The sequence below is a fragment of the Brucella sp. LJL56 genome (assembly GCF_054871705.1).
This window is the reverse complement of record NZ_JBTXLQ010000003.1, coordinates 83,259-105,416: the sequence shown is the minus strand read 5'-3', so window position 1 is coordinate 105,416 and position 22,158 is coordinate 83,259. Positions and strand designations below refer to the sequence as shown.

The window sequence follows — 22,158 nt, the reverse complement described above, 5'->3', positions numbered from 1 at the left end:
CAGCCCGATGTCGAACAATTTGACGATATTTTTTGGCAAGTCCCGGTTTAGGTCCCGCTGCAGATTGTAGTGCAAGGTTGAACCGCGATGAACTTGGGAAACTCGGATTATATAATGATTTCAGATAATTCGACGGATAAACTTGTCGATCTGGCCGCGGCTCTCGCGGCTGCTGCCAAGCGGGCAGGTGCCGATCAAGCTGACGCAGTCGTGATGCGGGCGCGGTCTGTTAGCGTGTCGGTGAGGCTGGGCAAGGTTGAGGGAACCGAATCGTCAGAGAGTGATGATTTCGCCCTCCGTGTTTTTGTAGGTCGTCGCATTGCCAGTGTTTCCGCCAATGCGAGCGCCGATCCGGACCGCCTCGCGGAGCGGGCTGTCGCCATGGCACGTGTTGCACCGGAAGACCCCTACGAGCGACTGGCCGATCCATCGCTGCTTGTGGTTTCGCCTCGCGATCTTGATCTCTACGATTCAACGGAAATCAATTCCGAACGTCTGACCCAGGATGCGCTTGCAACAGAAGCGGCGGCGCTTGCAGTCAAAGGTGTGACGAATTCCGGCGGCGCTGGCGCTTCGCGTAGTCTGGGTGGTCTGGTACTGGTCACATCAACGGGGTTCGCGGGCCACTATGCTGCCACACGCTTTGGACGGTCGGTCTCGGCGATTGCGGGCGAGGGCACGAAAATGGAGCGCGACTACGATTTCAGTTCGCGCTTGCATTTCTCCGATCTCGATACGCCCGATGATATTGGTCGCCGTGCCGGTGAACGCGCTGTGCGTCGACTGGGCGCGCGTCAGGCAAAGACTGGCCCCATCACCGTCGTTTATGATCCCCGTCTTGCACGCGGTATTGCCGGGCACCTTGCAAGTGCTATTAACGGTGCTTCGATTGCTCGCAAGACAAGCTTTCTTCGCGACCACTTTGGTAAGCAGGTTCTGAGACAGGGTATCAACGTCACGGACAATCCGTTGCGTGTACGTGGTTCATCTTCGCGCCCTTTCGATGGGGAAGGGATTGAAGGACAACCGTTGATGATGATTGAGAATGGTGTCCTCAATCATTGGCTGCTTTCTGGATCGAGCGCACGCGAGCTTGGCTTGCAAAGCAATGGTCGTGGTGTCCGCTCCGGTTCTGGTGTTTTGCCTGCATCCACCAACTTTGCCATCGAACCCGGCTCACAGTCGCCAGAAGAATTAATTCGCGCCGTCGGTACAGGTTTTTATGTAACGGAAGTGTTCGGGCAGGGTGTGGACATGATTACCGGTCAATATAGCCGCGGTGCGTCGGGTTTTTGGATCGAGAATGGTGAACTCTCCTATCCGGTCAGCGAAGTGACGATCGCTTCGAACCTCAAGGATATGTTCCTCAACATGACCCCTGCGTCAGATATCGACCGAAACTTTGGAATGACTGCCCCAACCCTGGTGATTGAAGGCATGACTCTTGCCGGAAACTGACAAACACAGCGACATTACCGGAGAGCTGACGCTTCTACGTGATGCTGCGCGCGAAGCCGGTCGTATCGCGATGCGCTATTTCGGACGCTCTCCGGAAGTTTGGCTGAAGGACGGTGTCTCGCCCGTCAGCGAAGCGGACCTGGCGGTCGATCGCTATTTGAAAGATGTCCTTTTAAGTGCACGACCGGATTATGGCTGGATCTCGGAAGAAACAGTCGATGAACGGGCGGCTGAAAAACGCAGTCGCGTTTTCGTTGTCGATCCGATTGACGGCACCCGTGCTTATATCGCTGGGCAAGATCAATGGTGCGTTAGTATTGCCATTGTTGAAAATGGCCGCCCTTTGGCTGGTGTTCTGGAATGTCCGGCGCGCGAGGAACTCATCGAGGCTGGCAAAGGAGCCGGTGCCTCGCAGAACGGTATTGCCGTTCGTGTCAGACTGCCGTCACCGGGAGAACCGGTCACTATCGCATCAGCCCGCAACATGGTGACGGCGCTGCCGAATAGCTGGAGAGATCGTGTAAAGGTTCATCCCTATGTTCCTTCTCTCGCATATCGTATTGCGATGGTGGCACGCGGAGATATAGCCGGTACCTTCATTCGGCCAAATTCGCATGATTGGGATCTGGCAGCAGCTGATCTGATCCTGAGTGAGTCGGATGGGGCAATCCTGACAAGCGATGCCTTGCCGATTACATATGGCGGCCCCACGCTGAGCCATGGTGCTCTCGTTGCCTCCAGCGGGGACCTTCTGCAAGAAATGTTGAGTGTTGTCGCGGGCTAACCCTTGGGTTAATCATGCCGCGAACCAAATTTGTTCAGGGATAATTGTCATGAGCGTCGAAGACGACAAAAAACAGCTTCTTCATCTGGTGTTCGGCGGCGAGCTGAAAAAGCTTGGCACTGTTGAGTTCCGAGATCTTGAGAACCTCGATATCGTTGGCATCTACCCCGATTACGAGACAGCCAAGACCGCGTGGAAGTCTAAGGCTCAGCAAACTGTCGATAATGCTCATATGCGCTATTTCATCGTGCACCTGCATCGGTTGCTCGATCCGGAAAGCGTTATACTGAAGGCGGATTGAGCAGCTTGCCTGCTCCCGACCGGAATCGGATGCCAAGCGGAGATAGCTCGGATCGGAAAACCGAGCGTAAGAAGCAAGGGTTTGCGAAGCGCCTCTGGCGGCGTATTCGCGGGCCATTGGCGCAGTCTGCTGCGGTTAAAGGAGTGCTCGTCTGGCTCATTACCGCTTATTTCAAGTTTGTTTACATCACCAATTCACGCTTGAAAGAATCGGCCGACCCGCAAGCGCTGGTTGGCAAGGATGATCCTTTCATCGTGACCTTCTGGCATGGGCAACATCTTATGGGACCGTTCATCTGCCCCAAGGGAATCGAACTGGTTGCTATGTTTTCACGAAGTGCCGATGCAGAATTGAACGCTCGTGTCGCGGAAAAATTGGGATTGGTGACGGTACGTGGTTCCGGCGGGCGAAGTTCGCGCTCGAAACCTGAAAAGGGCGGCGCACGTGCACTTCTGACGTTGAAAAATGCTCTCAAGAAAGGGCAATCGGCGTCAATCATAGCGGACATTGCTCATGGCAAGGCGCGTGAAGCCGGAGAAGGTATTATATTATTGGCGAAATTGTCCGGTCGTCCGATAATACCGGTTGCTTATGCTTTCTCCCGGAACCATGTTTTGGAAAAATCCTGGGATAAAACGGCGATTCCGCTGCCCTTCGGGCGTTCGATTATCGTGCGTGGCGACAATGTATGGGTCGACTCGGATGCCAATGAAACGCAACTGGAAGAAAAACGCATGGAGCTAACGCGCCAACTCAACGACGCGACTGCCAAGGCCTATGCTGCGTTGGAGAAAGCGAAATGAGCGAACGTTGGGCGCGCAATATGTTGTCTGCCTACCGCGCACTCGGTTCTGCGGCCTATCCCTTCATAGGCCCCTACATTGCCTATCGTGCCTCTCGCGGCAAGGAAGAACGGACGCGTCGTGGCGAGCGCTACGGCAAATCCGCCATCGCCCGTCCACAAGGACCGGTTATTTGGGCTCACGCGGCAAGTGTTGGTGAAACTGTAGCGATCACACCATTGATTGAACGAATTGCTGCGACGGGTGTTCATGTGGTGCTGACGACAGGTACCGTGACATCGGCAAAAGTTGTCGCGGATCAGTTGGGTAACAAAGTCATCCACCAGTACGCTCCGCTGGATTTGCAGCCGGCGGTCAACAGGTTTCTCAACCATTGGAAACCTGATCTTGCTATCGGTTGTGAGTCCGAGGTCTGGCCTGCAACAGTACTTTCGCTCGGCAGTCGCCATACGCCGCAGGTTCTGGTCAACGGGCGCATGTCCGATCGTTCGTTCGCCGCTTGGCAAAAAAGACCGGCTCTGGCTGAAGCTCTTTTCGAAAATTTCGCCTATGTGGTTGCACAGTCGGAACTCGATGCAGATCGCTTTCGGACGCTTGGAGCGCGGCCTGTCAGCGTTTCAGGAAATCTGAAGGTAGATACAAACCCTCCGCCAGCGGATCAGCAGGCGCTGGCAACATTGCAGCGTCAGATTGCCGGGCGACGGACCTGGGCAGCAATCTCTACCCATGATGGCGAAGAAGCGATTGCCGCCGAAGTTCATCAGATGCTGAAAGTCCGCTATCCGCATCTTGTCACGATCATTGTGCCACGCCATCCGGACCGTGCTCCAGCCATCGAGGCCATGCTGGTTGAAAAAAGGCTCAAGGTTGCACGTCGCAGCGCTGCCGAGCCGATTGAAGCCGACACCGATATTCTACTGGGAGATACTATCGGGGAGATGGGGCTTTATCTCCAGCTTACCGAGATAGCGTTTATTGGCAATTCCTTGACCAGGGAAGGCGGACATAACCCGCTGGAACCAGCAATGATGGGAACTGCCGTGCTAACCGGACGAAACGTGCAGAATTTCCGCGAGTCCTTCCAGCGCCTTATCAAAAATGGTGGTGCACGTATCGTGAAAGATCGCAACATGCTGGCAGGGGCGATCAATTTCCTGTTCAACAATCCCCAGCATCTCCGTGCGATGATCAGTGCCGGAGTGAGTACGGTGAGGGATATGCGTGGTGCACTCGACCGTACGCTTGTAGCGCTGGAACCGTTTATCCAACCGTTGATCCTGCAGGCACAGTTGCCCGGTAACCGTAACGAGGCTGCTTATCAGACGGGCGGTAACTGACGATGGTGAGTGAGGCGCCGCCTTTCTGGTGGGAAAAACCTGATTGGCGAGCTTTGTCTCTGGCACCTGCTGCCTGGCTCTACGGAGTGGTAGCGGGGCGTCGGCTTTTGAGAGCGGAGCCGCCGAAGATTCCTCTTCCTGTCCTCTGCGTTGGCAATTTCACCGTAGGCGGAGCAGGAAAAACACCGACTGCCATCGCCTTCGCGAAAGGTGTAAAAGCACGGGGAATGAAGCCCGGAATTGTCTCACGCGGATATGGCGGTGCCTATAAGGGATTACATGTCGTTGATGCAACACATGACAGCGCTCGCTATGTTGGGGACGAGCCTCTTCTGCTCGCACGACACGCTTCGGTGGCTCTCTGTCCTGATCGGCTGAAGGCGGCTCTACATTTACAAGCGCGTGGTTGCGACTTCATCATTATGGATGACGGCTTTCAAAGCGCGCGGCTTTTTGCCGATTTTTCGCTGCTGGTGGTGGATGCGACACGCGGTATTGGCAACGGTAGAGTTATACCGGCAGGACCTTTGCGGGCTCCGCTGATAGATCAAATGCGTAAGACAGACGGATTGCTGCGTATAGGCAAGGGCGATGGTGCTGATTTCGTAATCCGTCAGGCGGCGCGGGCAGGTAGGCCAATATATGAAGCCTGGCTAGAACCATCGTCGTCCACACCAGTAGCGGGTAATCGCTGGCTTGCATTTGCTGGCATCGGTAATCCTGAGAAGTTCTATGCAAGCGTCGCTGAAGCAGGTGGTGAGATTGTGGAAACGCGCTCGTTCCCCGATCACCACAATTTTGGGCCGGACGAGATTCGTAACTTGATGGATACGGCTCGTCGTCAAGGATTGGGGTTGATCACTACGGCGAAGGATCAGGTGCGTCTGGCTACGATGATCGGAATTCCCGTCGGGTTTGCCACGAAACTTGCAGTCCTTGACATAGATCTTAAATTTGCCCGCAATGATGCGCTTGATCACATTGTGGATACGGTCATCGGGCGATTTAAAAATCGTGTTACGAGTTGATTTAGAACGCATCCCGAAAAGTGTGAAACGGTTTTCGAAACAAGATGCGCGTTAAAACAAACAGTTGAGACGCGCCGATTTGAGTCAATTAGACCGAAATGCGTTCTAAGCCTTCTTGCGGCTGCGCAATGCAGGGTTGACTTCCAGTTCACGCTCAAAAGAAATCAGGCCAGTCGCATAGGGTTCTTGCCGCGAGACACTCCAATATTTCAATTCATCGAGCGGAATATGGGCACCGGTCACGGCGCAGGCGACATAAGCTCCGTGTCTGACGATTTCATAATCACCGTCGAGATAGCGCAGAACAGCTTCGGAGGAACGGGGCGATTCAAATTTATTCATGTGTCTAAAACCTTTGTAGTCGACTCTAGCAAGCACCGGGCACTGCGTCCAGCAGTACCGCATCCAGCTTTGTCGTAATTCTATCAGCGCCTGCCAAAAAGCCGTTCGATATCCGTCAACTTCAGTTCGATATAGGTTGGGCGACCGTGGTTGCAGGTGCCTGAACCGGGGGTGGCTTCCATTTCGCGCAGAAGCGCATTCATTTCTTCAGGCTTCAACCGTCGCCCCGAACGTACGGAACCGTGACAGGCCATGGTTGCTGCGACATGGTTCAGCATGGCTTTTAGCCCATCCGAAGTATCATGTTCCGCGATCTCATCGGAAAGGTCGCGGATCATTTGCGGCACATTCATTTCTCCCAGCATTGCAGGCGTTTCACGCACAGCAATAGCACCTGGCCCAAATTGCTCAATACCAAGACCGAAGCGCGCAAGTGTTTCTGCGTGGATTGCAAGACGTTCGGCGTCTTCTTCCGGAAGATCCACGATTTCTGGAATAAGCAACATTTGTCCCGGTATCGGGCGGGAATGCAGTGCATTTTTCAACGCTTCGTAGACAAGGCGCTCGTGAGCGGCATGCTGGTCCACAATGACAAGGCTGTCTTCTGTCTGAGATACTATATAGTTCGCGTGGATTTGGGCACGGGCTGCTCCAAGCGGCTTCTGCTGAAGTTCAACCGGTGCGTCAACAAGCGTCGCCCGAGCATCTGCCGTAGGAACAATAACAGCGGCGAGGCTCGCCTGGTCACTTTCATGGAAAGATGATGATGCTGCGAAGTCGAGTGGCCGATGAGCTGGATGTGCAGTCTGCAGAGACCATTCGCTTCTTGGTGCAGAAGGTGCAGGACGCCAGCCGCCAGAAGCATAACCTGTAGATGTTGGACGGGATGCGAATGATGGCGATGACGGCTGGAACCCTTCAGCGCGGAAGGCTTGCAGCATGGCATCGGCACCGCTGGTCGCCGGCCGAATGCCCGATTGTGCCAGTGCTTGTTTGATCGCCCCGACGATCAATCCGCGTACAAGACCTGGATCTCGGAATCGCACATCAGCTTTGGCAGGGTGCACATTGACGTCGACCAGAGCCGGATCCAGTGTCAGAAACAATACGGCAACCGGATGACGATCGCGTGCCATGACATCTGCATAGGCTCCGCGCAACGCACCGAAAAGCTGCTTGTCACGCACTGGGCGACCATTCACATAGGCAAACTGATGCAGGGCATTGCCACGATTGTGGGAGGGTATGCCGACAAACCCGGCCAGACGCACACCGTCGCGCTCGGCATCGATAGCCAGGGCGTTTTCGCCGAATTCTTTTCCAAGCACCTGATTGATACGTTCGAGTGTTGCTTCCGCTCCGCTGCCGGTTGCGGCTAGATCAAGCGGTGTCCGGTCGGTGCCCGTGAGCGAAAAGCGGACATGTGGAAAGGCAATTGCGATGCGCTTGATGACATCGCTTATGGCGGAAGCTTCAGCGCGATCCGTCTTCATGAACTTGAGACGGGCAGGCGTCGCGTAAAAAAGATCGCGTACCTCGGCAATTGTGCCCCGATTCAATGCGGCGGGGCGGGGACCATCGAGATGGCCGCCGGAAACCGAAACTTCGAAGCCGGAATCGGCGTCCTGCGGTCGCGATTTGAGTGTCAGTTTTGCAACCGAACCAATAGATGGCAGAGCCTCCCCACGAAATCCCAATGCCCGAATGTCATGCACGTCGTCTGACAGTTTGGAAGTGCAGTGGCGAGAGACGGCCAATGGAAGCTCATCGACGGGAATTCCAGAACCATTGTCCGTCACGCGCAACAATGTCTTGCCGCCGCCGCCTGTCACGACCTCAATGCGGGTCGCGCCAGCGTCAATGGCATTCTCCACAAGTTCCTTGATGACGCTGGCGGGGCGTTCGATGACTTCGCCCGCCGCGATCTGATTGATGATGGTTTCGGTTAAGTGTCGAATTGGCATAGGCGGACTATAGAAGGATTCGCTTCTGTAAAGAACATGCTTCTACCGTTAGCTCAGATTGCCTTACGTGCATTCACGGGCACCACCGAGATACATGATATTGTCAGCAGATAATCACCTTATTGTGGGGCGTAATCCTTATATGCTGGCAAATTCAAATCCTGAAGGCTGTCAGCATTGATAACTGCGCGTGCCACAGCTTCTGCCATAACGGTTGCGGCAATCGCTCCAATTGCCGTCACATCGGCTTCAACACCTTTTGCCTTGCCAGTCGAAAGTGCGAATATCGTGTCGCCATCCCACATTGTGTGGATCGGATTGATCGTGCGCGCAAAGCCGTCATGTGCCATGCCAGCGATCTTTTTGAGTTGAGCCTTGTCGAACGGAACATTGGTCGCTATTGCGCCGATCGTCGTGTTGGCACCGCCGGACTTGACCACCCCGTGGCCCTGCATAATGGCAGACATCGTATCGCGGAAGCTTTTGCCGTCTTCTGCCCGAGCACCTGCCAGGATCTGGCGCGAGTTCGGCGCGTAGACATCCCCGACGGCATTGACGGCAACAATAGCACCCACCACAATTTCAGTTCCTGGCACCTTATAACTGGCTGTACCAAGCCCGCCCTTCATGGCGTAGTCCATGCCGAACATCTTGCCGACGGTTGCTCCTGCACCTGCGCCGATATTACCTTCCCCGGAAGCTTCTGCCTTGGCGGCTTTGCATGCCAAATACCCAGCCTCCTCATCGGGACGCACAGAAAAATCGCCAACGCCGAGGTCCATCAGGATTGCAGCCGGTACAATTGGAACGACGCCTTTGCCGATCTTGAAGCCAAGATTGTTTTCTTCAAGATAACGCATCACGCCAGTCGCAGCCGCCAGACCGTAGGCGCTGCCACCGGAAAGCAGGATAGCCTGAACCTGTTGGACATAATTGATCGGATCGAGCAGATCTGTTTCGCGTGTACCAGGAGCAGAGCCGCGCACATCGACGCCTGCAGCAGCGCCTTCTTCGCAAAGAAGAACGGTGCAGCCGGTTGGACGTTTTGTCAGAGTATGGTGCCCTAGTTTGATTCCGGGCACGTCCGTGATGCTTCCACCCATAAGTTCCAACATGCTCGTTCCTCCCTTGGTAGCTGCCGATGCGGCACTGATGACAAAGGGCATTGCTCCAACTCCTGCAAGCGACTTGGCAAATGTTCTGCGATCCATGAACAGTTTTCTCCTCCATTTTTGCTCTGTTAAGAGAGCATATTCTTTTCGCGCGCTCGGCGCTGGCGCAGCACGTCAGCCACATAATCACGCGAGAGGGCGTGATAGAGCGGTTCGTTTGATATGAGCCGCGCGGTGCCATAACCCAGCATTGATGCACACATGAGGGGGATGACGTTGTTATGATTGCCGGTCATTTCCAGAATGATGACAAAAGCGGTCATTGGCGCCTGAACGACGCCAGCAAAATAGCCAGCCATTCCGAGCACGGCAGCTAGGCTGGCACTGGTTCCAAGAACAAGACCGATTGTGCTGCCAAGGCCAGCGCCGACCGAAAGCGAAGGAGCGAAAATGCCACCTGGTATCCCCGATATCATGGAAAGGAGCCCGGCGAAAAATTTCCCGACGAAGTAGAGCGGTGGAAGGGTCACCCCTTCGACCGCGCTTCGGGCCTGATCATAGCCTGCACCAAAGGTTGCCCCTCCAGAGGCAGTCCCGATGATTGCAACCAGAAGGCCGCAAATTCCCGCAAAAAACACCGCGTTGCGGATCGGGCTTTTTTGAACGCGGCGTCGCACACGACGGCCCAGTTCAAGCGCGAGCGCACTGAATGCAGCTCCGAATGCTCCGCCGATTACGCCGCACGCAATAACCAGAATCCAATCCTTGCCTGTTGAGGCAGTAGCGGTGGTCAAGCCGAAATAATTATAGTTTCCGACGAGTCCTAGCGATGCAAGGCCAGCCAGAATGACTGCGGATAGTACGAGGCCGTTGGTCCGGGCGGCATAGGCACGCCCCATTTCCTCGATCGCGAAGACGACACCTGCTAGGGGTGTGTTGAAAGCGGCGGCAATGCCGGCAGCCGAGCCTGCGAGAATGAGGCCACGTGCGTGTTCCATGCCACCAAAACGCGCCGACTGCATCATGATAGACGCGCCGATCTGCACGGTGGGGCCTTCGCGTCCAATAGATGCACCACTGAAAAGCCCTACCAGAGTAAGCACGATTTTACCGATGGCTGTTCTGATCGAAAGCAGCAGGGATCGATCTTCATGATCGTGTAAGTGACGTGCGGCGATTGCCTGCGGGATGCCGCTTCCGCCGGAATTCGGAAACCAGGAGAGAGCCACCCAGGAACAGGCCATAAACCCAAGAGGGGTGATAAGCAGGGGAAGCCACGTGCGCCAGGCGCTTCCACTCGTGAGGGTCTTGAACCAATGCTGTACAATGTCAGCAGTTTCGGCAAACTCGACGCTGATAAGGCCTATGGCCAAAGCGCCGCACCAGAAGACCAGCCGTGGTTTCCATACGTGCGGTGACATCCACATGGCTTTTGACCGGCGGATAATCGGAACGCGTTTATAGGATTTTCTCACTTTGCCCCTGCAAACCTGTTGCTGCCCGAATTCGACGTGCGCAGAGATTTACCACGCAAATCCTTATCGGTAACTGAAACTTGTCAGTAAAAGGCTTTCCATTTGGTCATAACCGTGTTACCAGCCGGTGCCAATTCAACCTAGCAAACCAGACACGTCGCTGCTCCCGGAAATATTCCGGAGAGGCGGCTTTTCTCATTCGATCAGATCGGCAAAGGAATTGGCAATGGCTAAAATCGTGGAATCGTCCACTGGCGCTCTCGCTCTCACATTCGACGATGTGCTGTTGCAGCCGGGCCATTCAGAAGTAATGCCGGGGCAGGTTGATCTGCGCACGCGCATCGCCAAGGATATCGAACTTAACCTTCCTCTTCTATCCGCTGCCATGGATACGGTGACAGAATCCCGCTTGGCCATCGCGATGGCACAGGCCGGCGGCATTGGTGTCATTCATCGCAATCTGACACCGGAGCGTCAGGCCGAAGAAGTCCGCCAGGTGAAGAAGTTCGAATCCGGCATGGTTGTAAACCCGGTCACCATCGGGCCAGACGCCACATTGGCGGATGCGCAGGCATTGATGAAGGCCCACGGAATTTCGGGCATTCCGGTCGTTGAGAATGCAACCAAAGGCCCCGGACGGCTTGTTGGAATATTGACCAATCGTGACGTCCGTTTCGCTTCTGATCCACAACAGAAAATCCACGAACTAATGACTCGCGAGAACCTCATTACGGTTCGCGAGAACGTTAATCAGGACGAAGCAAAGCGTCTCTTGCACGCTCATCGCATTGAAAAGCTGCTTGTCGTTGATGACCAGGGCCGTTGTGTCGGTCTCGTGACGGTCAAGGACATCGAAAAGTCGCAGCTCAATCCGAATGCCGCCAAGGATGCTCAGGGGCGTCTGCGCGCTGCCGCAGCAACCAGCGTCGGTGAAGACGGTTACGAACGTGCGGAGCGTCTGATTGAAGCGGGCGTCGATCTGCTGGTTGTGGATACTGCGCACGGCCATTCGCAGCGTGTTCTCGACGCTGTTGCTCGTATCAAGAAAGCCTATCCGAATGTTGCAATTCTTGCAGGCAATGTGGCGACGACTGCTGGTACGCGGGCGCTGATCGATGCAGGAGCGGATGCTGTCAAGGTGGGTATCGGACCGGGCTCGATCTGTACCACACGTATCGTTGCCGGTGTGGGCGTCCCTCAGCTTTCGGCAATTATGTCTGCCGTAGAGGCTGCACAGAAGCAGAATATCCCTGTGATAGCAGATGGCGGCATCAAGTTCTCTGGCGATTTTGCCAAAGCACTGGCCGCTGGAGCGGTTGCGGCGATGGCTGGTTCCCTGCTGGCCGGCACGGAAGAGAGCCCCGGCGAGGTCTATCTGCATCAGGGCCGTTCATTCAAAGCTTATCGCGGTATGGGTTCGGTTGGTGCCATGGCTCGCGGTTCGGCCGACCGTTATTTCCAGGCGGAAGTGCGGGACGAACTGAAACTTGTACCGGAAGGTATTGAAGGACAGGTAGCCTATAAGGGTCCAATTTCCGCCGTATTGCACCAGCTCGCTGGTGGCCTGCGTGCATCCATGGGTTATGTAGGCGCGAAGACGTTGGCGGAGTTCCGCGAGAAGGCAACCTTCGTGCGCATTTCCAATGCCGGTTTGCGGGAAAGCCATTCACATGGTGTCGCAATCACACGGGAAAGCCCGAATTATCCGGGCGGTATGTAAGATCCGTTTTCAGTGCATGCACGAAAGGGCGGCTTCAAGCCGCCCTTTTTATTTTGTGAGAGCTTCTAGTTCTTTTGGATTGATGAGAAGGCCACTGGCGCTTTCGGTGATGCAATCGCCAAGTGCCAGGAAATCCTTGCGGCGCATGCTCTGTCGGCGCCAGAAAAGTGCAATCTCTCGTTTTGGCTGCTCGCCGTCAAAAGGGACGATGCGCATATGATTGCCACGAGTTTCGGCACGCACTGCTATCTCTGGAATCAATGTCAGTCCCATGCCATGGCTTACCATTTGTAAAAGGGTGGTCATGCTGGTGGCGCCATATTTCACAAGCTGGCGCTGCGGAGGCAGAGAACAGACGGCCAATGCCTGCTCCCTCATGCAATGTCCTTCTTCCAACAGGAGCAAACGGTCAAGAGCGACATTGTCCTGTGTCATAGGTGAAGCCAGGACCGTTCGATCATCGGTGGAGGTCGCGATCAAAAAGTGGTCATCAAACAGTTTTTTTTGCGCAAGCCGTTCGTCGTCAATCGGCAAAGCGGCCAATATCGCATCGATTTCACCCGCATGTAATTCATCGAGAAGTTTTGCGGTTACGCTTTCCCGCAATTGAAGGCGGAACGACGGATGCCGTTCGCGCAAAAGGGGAATGAGAACGGGAACCAGATAAGGCGCGACGGTCGGAATGATGCCTAGCCGTAGCCTCGTTTGCAGCAATCCCCGGCTTTGCGCAGCTATTTCTTCAAGTGCGTGAAGTTCGCGCAAGACTGTCTGGATACCCGGATAAAGTTGCTTGCCGAGCTCCGTCATTATGACCTGCCGCTGAGAGCGCTCAAAGAGCGGTGCGCCTGCAAGGGCTTCCATTTCCGCGATCTGGGCCGATAACGCGGGTTGAGAGACGTGGGCCAGTTGCGCGGCTTTGCGGAAATGCAGCGTGGTGGCAAGCGCTTCGAAATAGCGCATTTGACGTACAGTGAACATGATAGGAAAAACTTATCAAGAATAATCGGAAAAGCAATTGGAGATTATGATTGGAATGGGTCTAATCTGAACCCGTTACCTAGCCACGGTATGACGCGGACGGACTGTGTCATGCTTCTAGCAAGGCTAGTCGTATTCCAATATTTGTTTTTTCAGGAGGGAATTCCCATGGCAGATCGCCCGACAATGACGACGAGTGCAGGCGCTCCGATACCGGACAACCAGAATTCCCTGAGTGCGGGCGAGCGCGGCCCTCTCTTGATGCAGGATTATCAGCTCATTGAAAAACTGAGCCATCAGAACCGCGAACGCATTCCAGAGCGTGCTGTCCACGCCAAGGGCTGGGGTGCCCATGGTACACTGACCATTACCGGCGATATTTCGAAATACACCAAAGCCAAGGCTCTGCAGCCAGGCGCTAAAACGCCGATGCTGGCGCGCTTCTCGACCGTTGCCGGTGAGCAAGGTGCGGCTGATGCCGAGCGTGATGTACGCGGCTTCGCTCTCAAGTTTTATACAGAGGAGGGCAACTGGGATCTGGTCGGCAATAACACACCCGTGTTTTTCGTGCGCGATCCGGTTAAATTCCCGGATTTCATCCACACCCAGAAGCGTCATCCCAAGACAAATCTGCGTTCGGCGACTGCTATGTGGGACTTCTGGTCACTCTCGCCGGAAAGCTTGCATCAGGTGACAATTCTGATGTCGGATCGCGGTTTACCGACCGATGTGCGTCACATCAACGGATACGGTTCTCATACTTATTCGTTCTGGAACGATGCGGGCGAGCGCTATTGGGTCAAGTTCCATTTCAAGACCATGCAAGGTCACAAGCACTGGACCAATGCAGAAGCCGAGAATGTGATTGGCCGTACGCGTGAATCCACGCAGGAAGACCTGTTCACCTCCATAGACAAGGGAGATTTCCCGAAATGGAAGGTTCAGGTGCAGATCATGCCGGAACTCGATGCCGACAAGACGCCATACAATCCGTTCGATCTCACCAAGGTCTGGCCGCATGCGGACTATCCGCCGATCGATATCGGCATCATGGAGCTGAACCGCAATCCAGAAAACTACTTCACTGAGATTGAGAACGCGGCTTTCTCGCCATCGAATATCGTCCCAGGCATCAGCTATTCGCCTGACAAGATGCTGCAGGCGCGGGTCTTCTCTTATGCGGATGCACACCGTCACCGTCTTGGCACACATTATGAAAGCATTCCGGTTAATCAGCCGAAGTGTCCGGTTCATCACTATCACCGCGATGGTCAGATGAATGTCTATGGCGGCATCAAGACCGGCAATCCGGATGCTTATTACGAGCCGAATTCGTTTAACGGCCCGGTCGAGCAGCCGTTGGCCAAGGAGCCGCCGTTGCGTCTCTCCGGCAATGCCGATCGTTATGACCATCGTGTTGGTAATGACGATTACTCGCAGCCGCGAGCTCTGTTTAATCTGTTTGATGACGGGCAGAAACAGCGGCTGTTTTCTAATATTGCCGCAGCAATGGGTGGGGTACCGGGATTCATCGTCGAGCGTCAGCTAGGTCACTTCAAACTCATCCACCCGGATTACGAAGCCGGTGTGCGCAAAGCGCTGAAGGCAGCGCATGGCTACGAAGCCAATACGATTGCCACCAACGAAGAGGCAACAGCGGCTGAATAATCCGTCGTCATAAGCTTGAAAGAAAGCCGGAGCTTGCAGCTCCGGCTTTTTGTTTTGATTTGCCGATTGCCTTTTCCCTGTAATGAAGGCTATGCCCGATCAGGCATTCGAGAAGGAGACACAATGCGGCTTGGCGGACGTCTGCAGGCGGCTATCGAGGTTTTAGGCGAGATTGAAGCGGGCACGCGCCCGGCTTCTGACGTTTTGAAGGATTGGGGCGCTTCCCACCGTTTCGCAGGCGCAGGCGATCGCGCTGTGATCGGTAATATCGTCTATGACGCGCTGCGCCGTAAGCTGTCCATCGCATGGCGAATGGACGCCGATGATGCACGCGCTTTGGCATTCGGCGCTCTGCTGGCCGATGGCGATATGGATAATGCGGCTATCGATGCGGTACTGGATGGCGACAAATTTGCACCCGAAACGTTGGAACAGCCGCGTCGTATTGCGTGGGAAAGTCGCGACATCAATGAAGCTCCCGCTCATATTCAGGCCGATGTACCTGAGTGGTGCGCGTTGTCGTTCGAGGAGCTTTTCGGTGAGCGTTGGGTGGAAGAAGGCAGAGCGTTGGCTACACGGCCGCCAGTCGATCTGCGTGTCAACAGCCTGAAGGCAAAGCCCGAACAAACGCTTGCCGTGCTTGAAAAGGCTGGTGCTGCATCCGCACCGTTATTGCAGCAAGCGCTGCGTATTCCGCCGATCGAAGCACTTGGCCGCCATCCGAATATACAGGGCGAACAGGCTTTTCTCGATGGTTGGTTCGAGGTTCAGGATCTGGGCTCGCAGCTTGCCGCGCTTTTTGCTGGTGCAAAGCCAGGTCAGCAGGTGCTTGACTATTGTGCTGGGGCTGGCGGCAAGACGTTGGCATTGGCTGCTGCGATGCAAAATAGCGGTCAAATACACGCCTATGACGCGGAACGTGCGCGGCTTTCGCCCATGCATGAGCGATTGCAGCGCGCTGGCGTGCGCAACACGCAGGTGCATGGAAATATTGATGCACTCGACCCGCTCACGGGTCAGATGGACCTCGTGCTAACCGATGCGCCTTGCACAGGTTCCGGCACATGGCGCCGCCGCCCGGATGCGAAATGGCGACTGAATCTCCAGCAGCTTGAGCGGCGTGTTCAGGACCAGAGGGAAGTGCTGGAATCTGCAAAGCATTATGTGAAGCAGGGCGGGCGGCTTGCCTATGTTACCTGCTCGCTCTTTGCGGAAGAAAATACGCGACAGGTTGCACAGTTTCTCGCGGATAACGCCAACTTCATGGAAGTTGCGCCTAAGACTTTGTGGGATACAGTTGTCGCGGATGCCGGTGACGCGAAGCCAGTATTCCCTTCTCACGGCTCTGTATTTTCGCCATTGTCCACTGGCACTGACGGGTTTTATGTGAGCATTCTGCAAAGGTCAAAATAGAACGGGGGCCCGGATGTCAGCGCACCGCGTAGCGGAACCGGATTTCAAGGAACGTGTCGAGGAAAGTTTCGGGCGGCAGGCCGCAATGAAACTGATTGGTGCAGAACTGACACGTTGCGAACCTGGTATCGTGGAAGTTGAGATGCCGTTTCGCGAGGAGTTGACCCAACAGCACGGCATTCTCCATGCGGGTATGATTTCTGCAGCGCTTGATTCTGCCTGCGGCTATGCGGCGCTTACGCTGATGCCTTCCGATGCGGCAGTACTGACCATCGAATTCAAAGTGAACCTGCTTGCTCCAGGCAAGGGGGAACGTTTCCTGTTTCGTGGTGAGGTCACCAAACCTGGCCGTACGATCATGGTTAGCGACGGACAGGCATTCGCGGTTACCGACACGGAGGTGCGCCTCATAGCAACGATGACCGGAACGATGATGGTCGTGCAAGACAGAAAAGGCCTGCAGGGATGATGAAAATCGTCGCCGGAAAGCGCCTGCTTTACGTTATGGCCGTCGATGCCGAATATGGGCGCCATCTGGCAAAACTCTTCACGCCATTCATGATCGGGGTAGGACCAGTCGAAGCAGCCGCCAATCTTGCATATGCTCTTGCAGGTTTGGTACAGGCAGACGAAAAGCCTGACCTCGTGGTTTCGCTTGGCTCTGCAGGCTCAGCAAAATTGCCGCAAGCGGAAGTGTTCCAGGCGTCATCGGTATCGTATCGGGACATGGATGCCTCGCCACTTGGATTTGAAAAAGGAACAACGCCGTTTCTTGATCTGCCCAAGGTGATCGAACTCCCTATATCCGTACCGGGAGTCACCGCCGCATCGCTTTCGACGGGCGCAAATATCGTTTCTGGCAAAGCCTATGCGTCAATTGAGGCGGATATGGTCGATATGGAAACATATGCCTGTCTGCGTGCATGCCAGCTTGCCGGAGTTCCGCTTGTCGGGCTCCGCGGTATATCCGATGGTGCAAACGAATTGCAGCATGTAGGCGACTGGACTCAATATCTGCATATTATCGATGAGAAGCTGGCAAATGCCGTCGAGCGATTAGAGAGTGCAATCGCTAACGGGCTCCTGTTTGCTCCTGACAACAATGTGTCAGTATAGGCCGTTTTTTGATAATGCACTTGTTGAGCATGACGTCTATACCCCATATAGCCATTGCATCCCGATCACTTTTTAAATAGATGCTGCACATGAGCACCACGGCACATCCTGACACAATCCTCATCATCGACTTTGGCAGCCAGGTCACGCAACTGATTGCGCGACGTGTACGCGAAGCCAACGTCTATTGCGAAATCGTCCCGTTCCAGTCTGCGGAAGAGGCATTCAAGCGGGTGAAGCCGAAAGGCGTCATCCTCTCGGGCAGCCCGCATTCGACGACCGATATCGGCTCGCCGCGCGCGCCGCAGGCGGTCTTCGAAGAAGGCATTCCTGTCCTCGGCATCTGCTACGGTGAACAGACCATGTGCGCCCAGCTAGGCGGCAAGGTTGAAAGTGGCCATGACCGCGAATTCGGCCGCGCTTTCCTCGACGTGCAGGAAGACAGCCCGCTTTTCGCCGGCATATGGGCCAAGGGCACCCGCCATCAGGTCTGGATGAGCCATGGTGACCGCGTCACCTCGCTTCCCGACGGTTTTACCATCATCGGCACCTCGCCGAATGCGCCTTTCGCGGCCATCGCCGACGAAAAGCGCAAATATTACGGTGTGCAGTTCCACCCGGAAGTCGTGCATACGCCGGATGGCGCGAAGCTGTTGCAGAATTTCGTTCATCGCATCGTCGGCGTGAAGCCGGGCTGGACGATGGGCGCCTATCGCGAACAAGCCGTCGAGGCAATCCGCAAGCAGGTTGGCAGCGGCAAGGTTATCTGCGCTCTTTCCGGCGGCGTGGATTCGTCTGTTGCAGCGCTTCTGGCGCATGAAGCCATTGGCGACCAACTGACCTGCATTCTCGTCGATCATGGTCTGATGCGCAAAAACGAAGCGCAGCAGGTCGTGGAAATGTTCCGCGAACATTATAACCTTCCGCTGATCCTCGTGGACGCAGCCGATCGCTTCATCGGCGAGCTGGAAGGCGAAAGTGATCCGGAAAAGAAACGCAAGACGATTGGCCGTCTCTTCATTGAAGTGTTCGAAGAAGAAGCCAAGAAGCTCGGCGGCGCGGATTTCCTTGTACAGGGCACGCTCTACCCGGACGTCATCGAAAGCGTCTCGTTTACCGGTGGTCCTTCGGTCACGATCAAGTCGCACCACAATGTAGGCGGTCTGCCCGAGCGCATGAAAATGCAGCTCGTCGAGCCGCTGCGCGAATTGTTCAAGGACGAAGTTCGTATGCTCGGCAAGGAACTCGGACTGCCGGACAGCTTCATCGGTCGTCACCCGTTCCCGGGTCCGGGCCTTGCTATCCGCTGCCCAGGCGGCATTACCCGCGACAAGCTGGAAATCCTGCGTGAAGCCGATGCGATCTATCTCGACGAAATCCGCAAGGCTGGCCTCTACGATGCCATCTGGCAGGCTTTCGCCGTTCTGCTGCCGGTCCAGACCGTCGGCGTGATGGGCGATGGCCGTACTTATGAATTCGTTTGCGCGCTGCGCGCTGTGACGTCCGTGGACGGTATGACGGCGGACTTCTACCACTACGATATGAACTTCCTCGGCAATGCGGCCACGCGCATCATCAATGAAGTCCGCGGCATCAATCGCGTCGTCTACGACGTGACCTCGAAGCCGCCGGGCACCATCGAGTGGGAATGATCTGGTTCTTCATAACGCGCCAGATTTGATTTAAATAGTTGAAAATTCTATTGTTTTATGTCCGCCAGTTTTTACTGGTGGGCATAAAATATTTATTGTTCAGATTAGAAATATTGATCAGAATGCAACAGCGGCCTGGCTAGAATTGAGAGCGCTTCAAGCTTTGAACGGAATAGGGAGCGAGGACAATCTCCTTAAACTGGGCGATGCTGACGGTTTGAAGCTGCGACCTGATATTCACGAGCCAGAATTCCTGCTCGGTTGCAAAGGCCAAAACGTGCTCAGGCCGAGACGAGATAAGCTGCTGCCATTCCCTTCTTGCCAGCTCGGCCAAAGTTTTGATTGTGTTGAAGAGCGGACGTTTCCCACCTGTCGGTGTTGGTTCGCCTTCCTGTGCCTGTAGGCCGAAAGAACCTGTGAGTGCTGAAAGCGACAGGCTATCGAGGTCAGCATTCAGCACCGATATGGCGTAGGCCATCGCGAAGCTTTCCGCGAATTTTCCGTTATGGCGTGGATCGAGATTGGCCATGGCAATGCGTTTGCCATTCGAGTTATCCATCGTCCTGCTTCCATAGGGATTCTGACGCATGGGGATAGTCGACGGCCCAATGCGATAGGGCTTGTCGCCATAGATCGCTCGCACCGAACGGGTGATGAAGGGCAGTGCCTCCAATGTCTGCATGACGCTCAGGTCGTCAGCGGCATGGACAATCGGATTGGTGCAATGGGTGACGAAATCAACAAGCTCGCCGGGAACGCGCTTGCGATTAAGCTCTGTGAAATAACTCAGCATTCCGCCGCCAAGCCGCACATCCGGGAAGGTTGCTCTTGCTGCCGCATAAACATCTTCAAGCGGCGGGCAGGGCGGCCATTCGCTGCCGGGCGGTGTCGACTGCCGGTCTATAGCCGGTGAAACAATGATCGCATCTGGGATAAAGCCAGCCGCTTTCATGTCAGACGCGATTGCGGTCGTCTCATCAATGAGCGCTTTCTCGCAAGGCAATGCGATTTCAAGCGAGATGCGCCCTTTATGTTTCGCAGCCAAGGTCGCGAAATCAGCAAAAGCTGATCCGTTATGACCTGCCAGAGGATCGTAATGAAATAGCAAATCCTGCGGGGTTATTTCCTCAAGCAGCTCTATTGCAGCTAAACTGGCCTTGGCTTCTTCAGGTGTAATGATGATGCTGATATTTGGCATTTTTCCACTTGCGTCACCGAGCGTGATGCGCACCGGCTCAGCATATTGGATGGCTTTCGGTTTCGCTAAACGCGTGTCGGCAATGTTGAGCACAATGCGCTGATGTTGGGGCTTTGCGGCTTCGATCTGGTAAGGCCATGGCAAAGCCAGCGGACGCACATAGGTCTTGTAGGATGCATCGGACCAGTTGCGCTGGTCTTCCATCTCGAATGTATCGCCCTCCATCCGGCACTCGGCTGAAACGCCGGGCATGGCCTCATGGATGATAGCACGCATGTCTTTGAAAGGCTGCCATGGCTCAATCAGGTGGGGCAAATGGGTTTGGTTGAGCGTCCCATCGACATGCTCCACGGTCACCGGCGAACCTGCTAAGCCGACGATTGGATGGAGGATGCAGAAGCCGCAACGGTTGGTTTCAAAGCCGGTCGAGGCAGTGGCCACGGCGTCGAAAGTGAGCGTTCCGCCACTCTCCGCTTGAATACGGACATCGACATTAAGCTGTGTTGAATCAGGGCCTTCGCAACGAGACTGATAGGTGACAGTAAATCCGGCGCTGTTTTCTTCGACGTTCAGGTTGTGGATTTCCGGATTATAGGTTCCCCAGTCTCGATCCCGCACGAGATAGTAAACAGCGCGCAGAACCTCAACTCCATCATATTTGATGGTTCGTAGATTGCCATCGCTCAAATCGACTGCGAGCAGGCCCGCTTTCAGATGAAGTGGTTTGGCTTCCGTTTCGCGCGTTCCAAAGAGCAGAAAAGGGTTGACGCTGCTCATTTGAGCAACGCCTCAATGTCGATGCGGTTGCCGCTGGCCGCACTGTCATAAGCGGCTTCAACGAGCGCGAAAGTCTTGAGATTATCAGCACCCGATGTCGACGTTTCTTCACCGGATGCCAGCTTGTCGACCCAATGCTGCTGAATGGCAAAGACGCTTTCCTGAATATTGTGCCATGGACGCGAAGCCCATGAGAGCAGTTTTGGCGAAACATCGGAAACTGTGGTGCCAGAAGGTGTAATCACCTCAAGGCGATAGCCCTGATAAAGACGCATCGAGCCTTCGGTGCCATCAAGTTCAATGAGCGTTTCCGGGAAAGGATCGGTTTCGAGTTTGGTGGCATAGCTGACGTCGACAATGGAAGTAGCGCCATTTTCGTGATCCATGAGAATGGCCGCCACATCTTCGCCCTTGATGTTGGGATTAACGCGCTTTGTGCGTGCGACAAGGCTCGTGACATCGCCCAGAATGAAGCGCGTAATGTCCAGCGTGTGAATACCGAGATCTTCGATGATAAAGCGCTCGCCCTCTGCAAGATAAGGCTGGCCGGAGAAAACATCAAAACCTGAGCGGAATGAAAAGCGACCCCAGAACAGTGTTCCGATGATGCCGCTGTCAAGCGCTTTACGGACCGCCTGAATAGGCGTCTGCCAGCGGAAGTTTTCATGCACCATGAGCGGAATGCCTGCTTCATCGCAGACTTTCACCATGGCCTTTGCATCATCGAGCGTCTTGGCAAAGGGCTTCTGACAGATTGCTGGCACCTTATGGGCGGCAGCAAGTTCCACCAGCGCACGGTGGCTTGAAACCGTGGTGGCGATATCGACAAAATCAATGCCGCCATCCGCAAACAGCGCCTGCGCATCCGTGTAGCGGCGTTCGATGCCAAACTGGTCGCCGACAATTTTCAACCGCTCAGGATCGCGGTCGCAGATTGCCACGATTTTGGCACCCGAAACGTCATTCCATGCATGCATCTGGTTGATTGCGAAGAAACCGCAGCCGATCAGAGCGCCATTCAATTCTGCCATT

19 protein-coding genes are annotated in these 22,158 nt (G+C 55.0%); 12 read left to right on the top strand and 7 right to left on the bottom strand.

Features of this window, described 5'->3' with window-relative positions; genetic code table 11:
* Positions 1-114: 114 nt before the first annotated feature.
* Genes ACYSN1_RS12470 through lpxK form a run of 6 tightly spaced genes read left to right on the top strand, consistent with a single transcriptional unit; the run spans position 115 to position 5,711 of the window.
* On the top strand, positions 115-1,458 hold the full coding sequence (locus ACYSN1_RS12470; RefSeq protein WP_461725974.1) for a TldD/PmbA family protein: 1,344 nt from the start codon (positions 115-117) through the stop codon (positions 1,456-1,458).
* Positions 1,445-2,242 carry a 3'(2'),5'-bisphosphate nucleotidase CysQ gene (locus ACYSN1_RS12465; RefSeq protein WP_461725973.1) on the top strand — a complete coding sequence of 266 codons (798 nt, stop codon included), beginning with the start codon at positions 1,445-1,447 and terminating at the stop codon, positions 2,240-2,242. The genes ACYSN1_RS12470 and ACYSN1_RS12465 overlap by 14 nt, the downstream gene beginning before the upstream one ends.
* 49 nt (positions 2,243-2,291) lie before the next feature.
* Complete coding sequence (locus tag ACYSN1_RS12460; RefSeq protein WP_140022679.1) at positions 2,292-2,543, top strand: DUF4170 domain-containing protein; 252 nt, start codon at positions 2,292-2,294, stop codon at positions 2,541-2,543.
* Positions 2,544-2,572: 29 nt separating this feature from the next.
* Positions 2,573-3,346: a lysophospholipid acyltransferase family protein gene (locus ACYSN1_RS12455; protein WP_461726292.1), complete on the top strand. Its 774-nt coding sequence runs from the start codon at positions 2,573-2,575 to the stop codon at positions 3,344-3,346.
* Positions 3,343-4,683, top strand: coding sequence for a lipid IV(A) 3-deoxy-D-manno-octulosonic acid transferase (gene waaA / locus ACYSN1_RS12450; protein ID WP_461725972.1), 1,341 nt, complete (start codon positions 3,343-3,345; stop codon positions 4,681-4,683). Before ACYSN1_RS12455 ends, waaA begins: the two co-directional genes overlap by 4 nt.
* A gap of 2 nt (positions 4,684-4,685) precedes the next feature.
* Positions 4,686-5,711: a tetraacyldisaccharide 4'-kinase gene (gene lpxK / locus ACYSN1_RS12445; RefSeq protein WP_461725971.1), complete on the top strand. Its 1,026-nt coding sequence runs from the start codon at positions 4,686-4,688 to the stop codon at positions 5,709-5,711.
* A gap of 105 nt (positions 5,712-5,816) precedes the next feature.
* Here the strand turns inward: lpxK and ACYSN1_RS12440 are convergent, their stop codons facing one another.
* The 4 genes from ACYSN1_RS12440 to ACYSN1_RS12425 all read right to left on the bottom strand — a co-directional run bounded on the left by ACYSN1_RS12440 (position 5,817) and on the right by ACYSN1_RS12425 (position 10,604).
* Complete coding sequence (locus ACYSN1_RS12440; protein WP_461725970.1) at positions 5,817-6,053, bottom strand: DUF2093 domain-containing protein; 237 nt, start codon at positions 6,051-6,053, stop codon at positions 5,817-5,819.
* Between the two features lie 83 nt (positions 6,054-6,136).
* Positions 6,137-8,017: a DNA mismatch repair endonuclease MutL gene (gene mutL / locus ACYSN1_RS12435; RefSeq protein WP_461725969.1), complete on the bottom strand. Its 1,881-nt coding sequence runs from the start codon at positions 8,015-8,017 to the stop codon at positions 6,137-6,139.
* A 119-nt stretch (positions 8,018-8,136) separates the two neighbouring features.
* Positions 8,137-9,228, bottom strand: coding sequence for a P1 family peptidase (locus tag ACYSN1_RS12430; protein ID WP_461725968.1), 1,092 nt, complete (start codon positions 9,226-9,228; stop codon positions 8,137-8,139).
* A gap of 29 nt (positions 9,229-9,257) precedes the next feature.
* Entirely contained in the window at positions 9,258-10,604 is a 1,347-nt protein-coding gene (locus ACYSN1_RS12425) for a chloride channel protein (RefSeq protein ID WP_461725967.1), read from the bottom strand.
* A 226-nt stretch (positions 10,605-10,830) separates the two neighbouring features.
* Here ACYSN1_RS12425 and guaB point away from each other — a divergent pair, with 226 nt between their 5' ends.
* The gene (guaB, locus tag ACYSN1_RS12420; RefSeq protein WP_461725966.1) at positions 10,831-12,324 is read left to right on the top strand and encodes an IMP dehydrogenase; all 1,494 of its coding nucleotides are present in this window, start codon (positions 10,831-10,833) and stop codon (positions 12,322-12,324) included.
* Positions 12,325-12,372: 48 nt separating this feature from the next.
* On the opposite strand, the gene ACYSN1_RS12415 is transcribed toward guaB, so the two are convergent.
* Positions 12,373-13,302, bottom strand: a complete 930-nt coding sequence (locus ACYSN1_RS12415) for a hydrogen peroxide-inducible genes activator (RefSeq protein ID WP_140022670.1) — start codon at positions 13,300-13,302, stop codon at positions 12,373-12,375.
* 168 nt (positions 13,303-13,470) lie between these two features.
* On the opposite strand from ACYSN1_RS12415, the gene katA reads away from it, so the two are divergent.
* The 5 genes from katA to guaA all read left to right on the top strand — a co-directional run bounded on the left by katA (position 13,471) and on the right by guaA (position 19,151).
* Positions 13,471-14,970 carry a catalase KatA gene (gene katA, locus ACYSN1_RS12410; protein WP_461725965.1) on the top strand — a complete coding sequence of 500 codons (1,500 nt, stop codon included), beginning with the start codon at positions 13,471-13,473 and terminating at the stop codon, positions 14,968-14,970.
* Between the two features lie 123 nt (positions 14,971-15,093).
* The gene (locus ACYSN1_RS12405) at positions 15,094-16,383 is read left to right on the top strand and encodes an RsmB/NOP family class I SAM-dependent RNA methyltransferase (protein ID WP_461725964.1); all 1,290 of its coding nucleotides are present in this window, start codon (positions 15,094-15,096) and stop codon (positions 16,381-16,383) included.
* Positions 16,384-16,396: 13 nt separating this feature from the next.
* The gene (locus ACYSN1_RS12400; RefSeq protein WP_010661020.1) at positions 16,397-16,852 is read left to right on the top strand and encodes a PaaI family thioesterase; all 456 of its coding nucleotides are present in this window, start codon (positions 16,397-16,399) and stop codon (positions 16,850-16,852) included.
* Positions 16,849-17,499: a 5'-methylthioadenosine/S-adenosylhomocysteine nucleosidase gene (locus ACYSN1_RS12395; RefSeq protein ID WP_461725963.1), complete on the top strand. Its 651-nt coding sequence runs from the start codon at positions 16,849-16,851 to the stop codon at positions 17,497-17,499. The genes ACYSN1_RS12400 and ACYSN1_RS12395 overlap by 4 nt, the downstream gene beginning before the upstream one ends.
* Positions 17,500-17,588: 89 nt before the next feature.
* Positions 17,589-19,151, top strand: a complete 1,563-nt coding sequence (gene guaA / locus ACYSN1_RS12390) for a glutamine-hydrolyzing GMP synthase (protein ID WP_461725962.1) — start codon at positions 17,589-17,591, stop codon at positions 19,149-19,151.
* 139 nt (positions 19,152-19,290) lie between these two features.
* Here the strand turns inward: guaA and apnL are convergent, their stop codons facing one another.
* Together apnL and ACYSN1_RS12380 are read right to left on the bottom strand one after the other, a co-directional pair.
* Positions 19,291-21,126, bottom strand: coding sequence for a D-apionate lactonase (gene apnL, locus ACYSN1_RS12385; protein ID WP_461725961.1), 1,836 nt, complete (start codon positions 21,124-21,126; stop codon positions 19,291-19,293).
* Entirely contained in the window at positions 21,123-22,157 is a 1,035-nt protein-coding gene (locus tag ACYSN1_RS12380; RefSeq protein WP_461725960.1) for a Gfo/Idh/MocA family protein, read from the bottom strand. Before ACYSN1_RS12380 ends, apnL begins: the two co-directional genes overlap by 4 nt.
* Position 22,158: the final 1 nt, after the last annotated feature.

Coding starts and splice junctions, on each gene's coding strand:
- ACYSN1_RS12455 (WP_461726292.1), top strand. CDS start 2,573: ATGCCAAGCGGAGATAGCTCGGATCGGAAAACCGAGCGTAAGAAGCAA.
- lpxK (WP_461725971.1), top strand. CDS start 4,686: ATGGTGAGTGAGGCGCCGCCTTTCTGGTGGGAAAAACCTGATTGGCGA.
- ACYSN1_RS12415 (WP_140022670.1), bottom strand. CDS start 13,302: ATGTTCACTGTACGTCAAATGCGCTATTTCGAAGCGCTTGCCACCACG.
- waaA (WP_461725972.1), top strand. CDS start 3,343: ATGAGCGAACGTTGGGCGCGCAATATGTTGTCTGCCTACCGCGCACTC.
- apnL (WP_461725961.1), bottom strand. CDS start 21,126: ATGAGCAGCGTCAACCCTTTTCTGCTCTTTGGAACGCGCGAAACGGAA.
- ACYSN1_RS12400 (WP_010661020.1), top strand. CDS start 16,397: ATGTCAGCGCACCGCGTAGCGGAACCGGATTTCAAGGAACGTGTCGAG.
- mutL (WP_461725969.1), bottom strand. CDS start 8,017: ATGCCAATTCGACACTTAACCGAAACCATCATCAATCAGATCGCGGCG.
- katA (WP_461725965.1), top strand. CDS start 13,471: ATGGCAGATCGCCCGACAATGACGACGAGTGCAGGCGCTCCGATACCG.
- ACYSN1_RS12440 (WP_461725970.1), bottom strand. CDS start 6,053: ATGAATAAATTTGAATCGCCCCGTTCCTCCGAAGCTGTTCTGCGCTAT.
- ACYSN1_RS12460 (WP_140022679.1), top strand. CDS start 2,292: ATGAGCGTCGAAGACGACAAAAAACAGCTTCTTCATCTGGTGTTCGGC.
- ACYSN1_RS12380 (WP_461725960.1), bottom strand. CDS start 22,157: ATGGCAGAATTGAATGGCGCTCTGATCGGCTGCGGTTTCTTCGCAATC.
- ACYSN1_RS12470 (WP_461725974.1), top strand. CDS start 115: ATGATTTCAGATAATTCGACGGATAAACTTGTCGATCTGGCCGCGGCT.
- ACYSN1_RS12405 (WP_461725964.1), top strand. CDS start 15,094: ATGCGGCTTGGCGGACGTCTGCAGGCGGCTATCGAGGTTTTAGGCGAG.
- ACYSN1_RS12395 (WP_461725963.1), top strand. CDS start 16,849: ATGATGAAAATCGTCGCCGGAAAGCGCCTGCTTTACGTTATGGCCGTC.
- guaA (WP_461725962.1), top strand. CDS start 17,589: ATGAGCACCACGGCACATCCTGACACAATCCTCATCATCGACTTTGGC.
- guaB (WP_461725966.1), top strand. CDS start 10,831: ATGGCTAAAATCGTGGAATCGTCCACTGGCGCTCTCGCTCTCACATTC.
- ACYSN1_RS12430 (WP_461725968.1), bottom strand. CDS start 9,228: ATGGATCGCAGAACATTTGCCAAGTCGCTTGCAGGAGTTGGAGCAATG.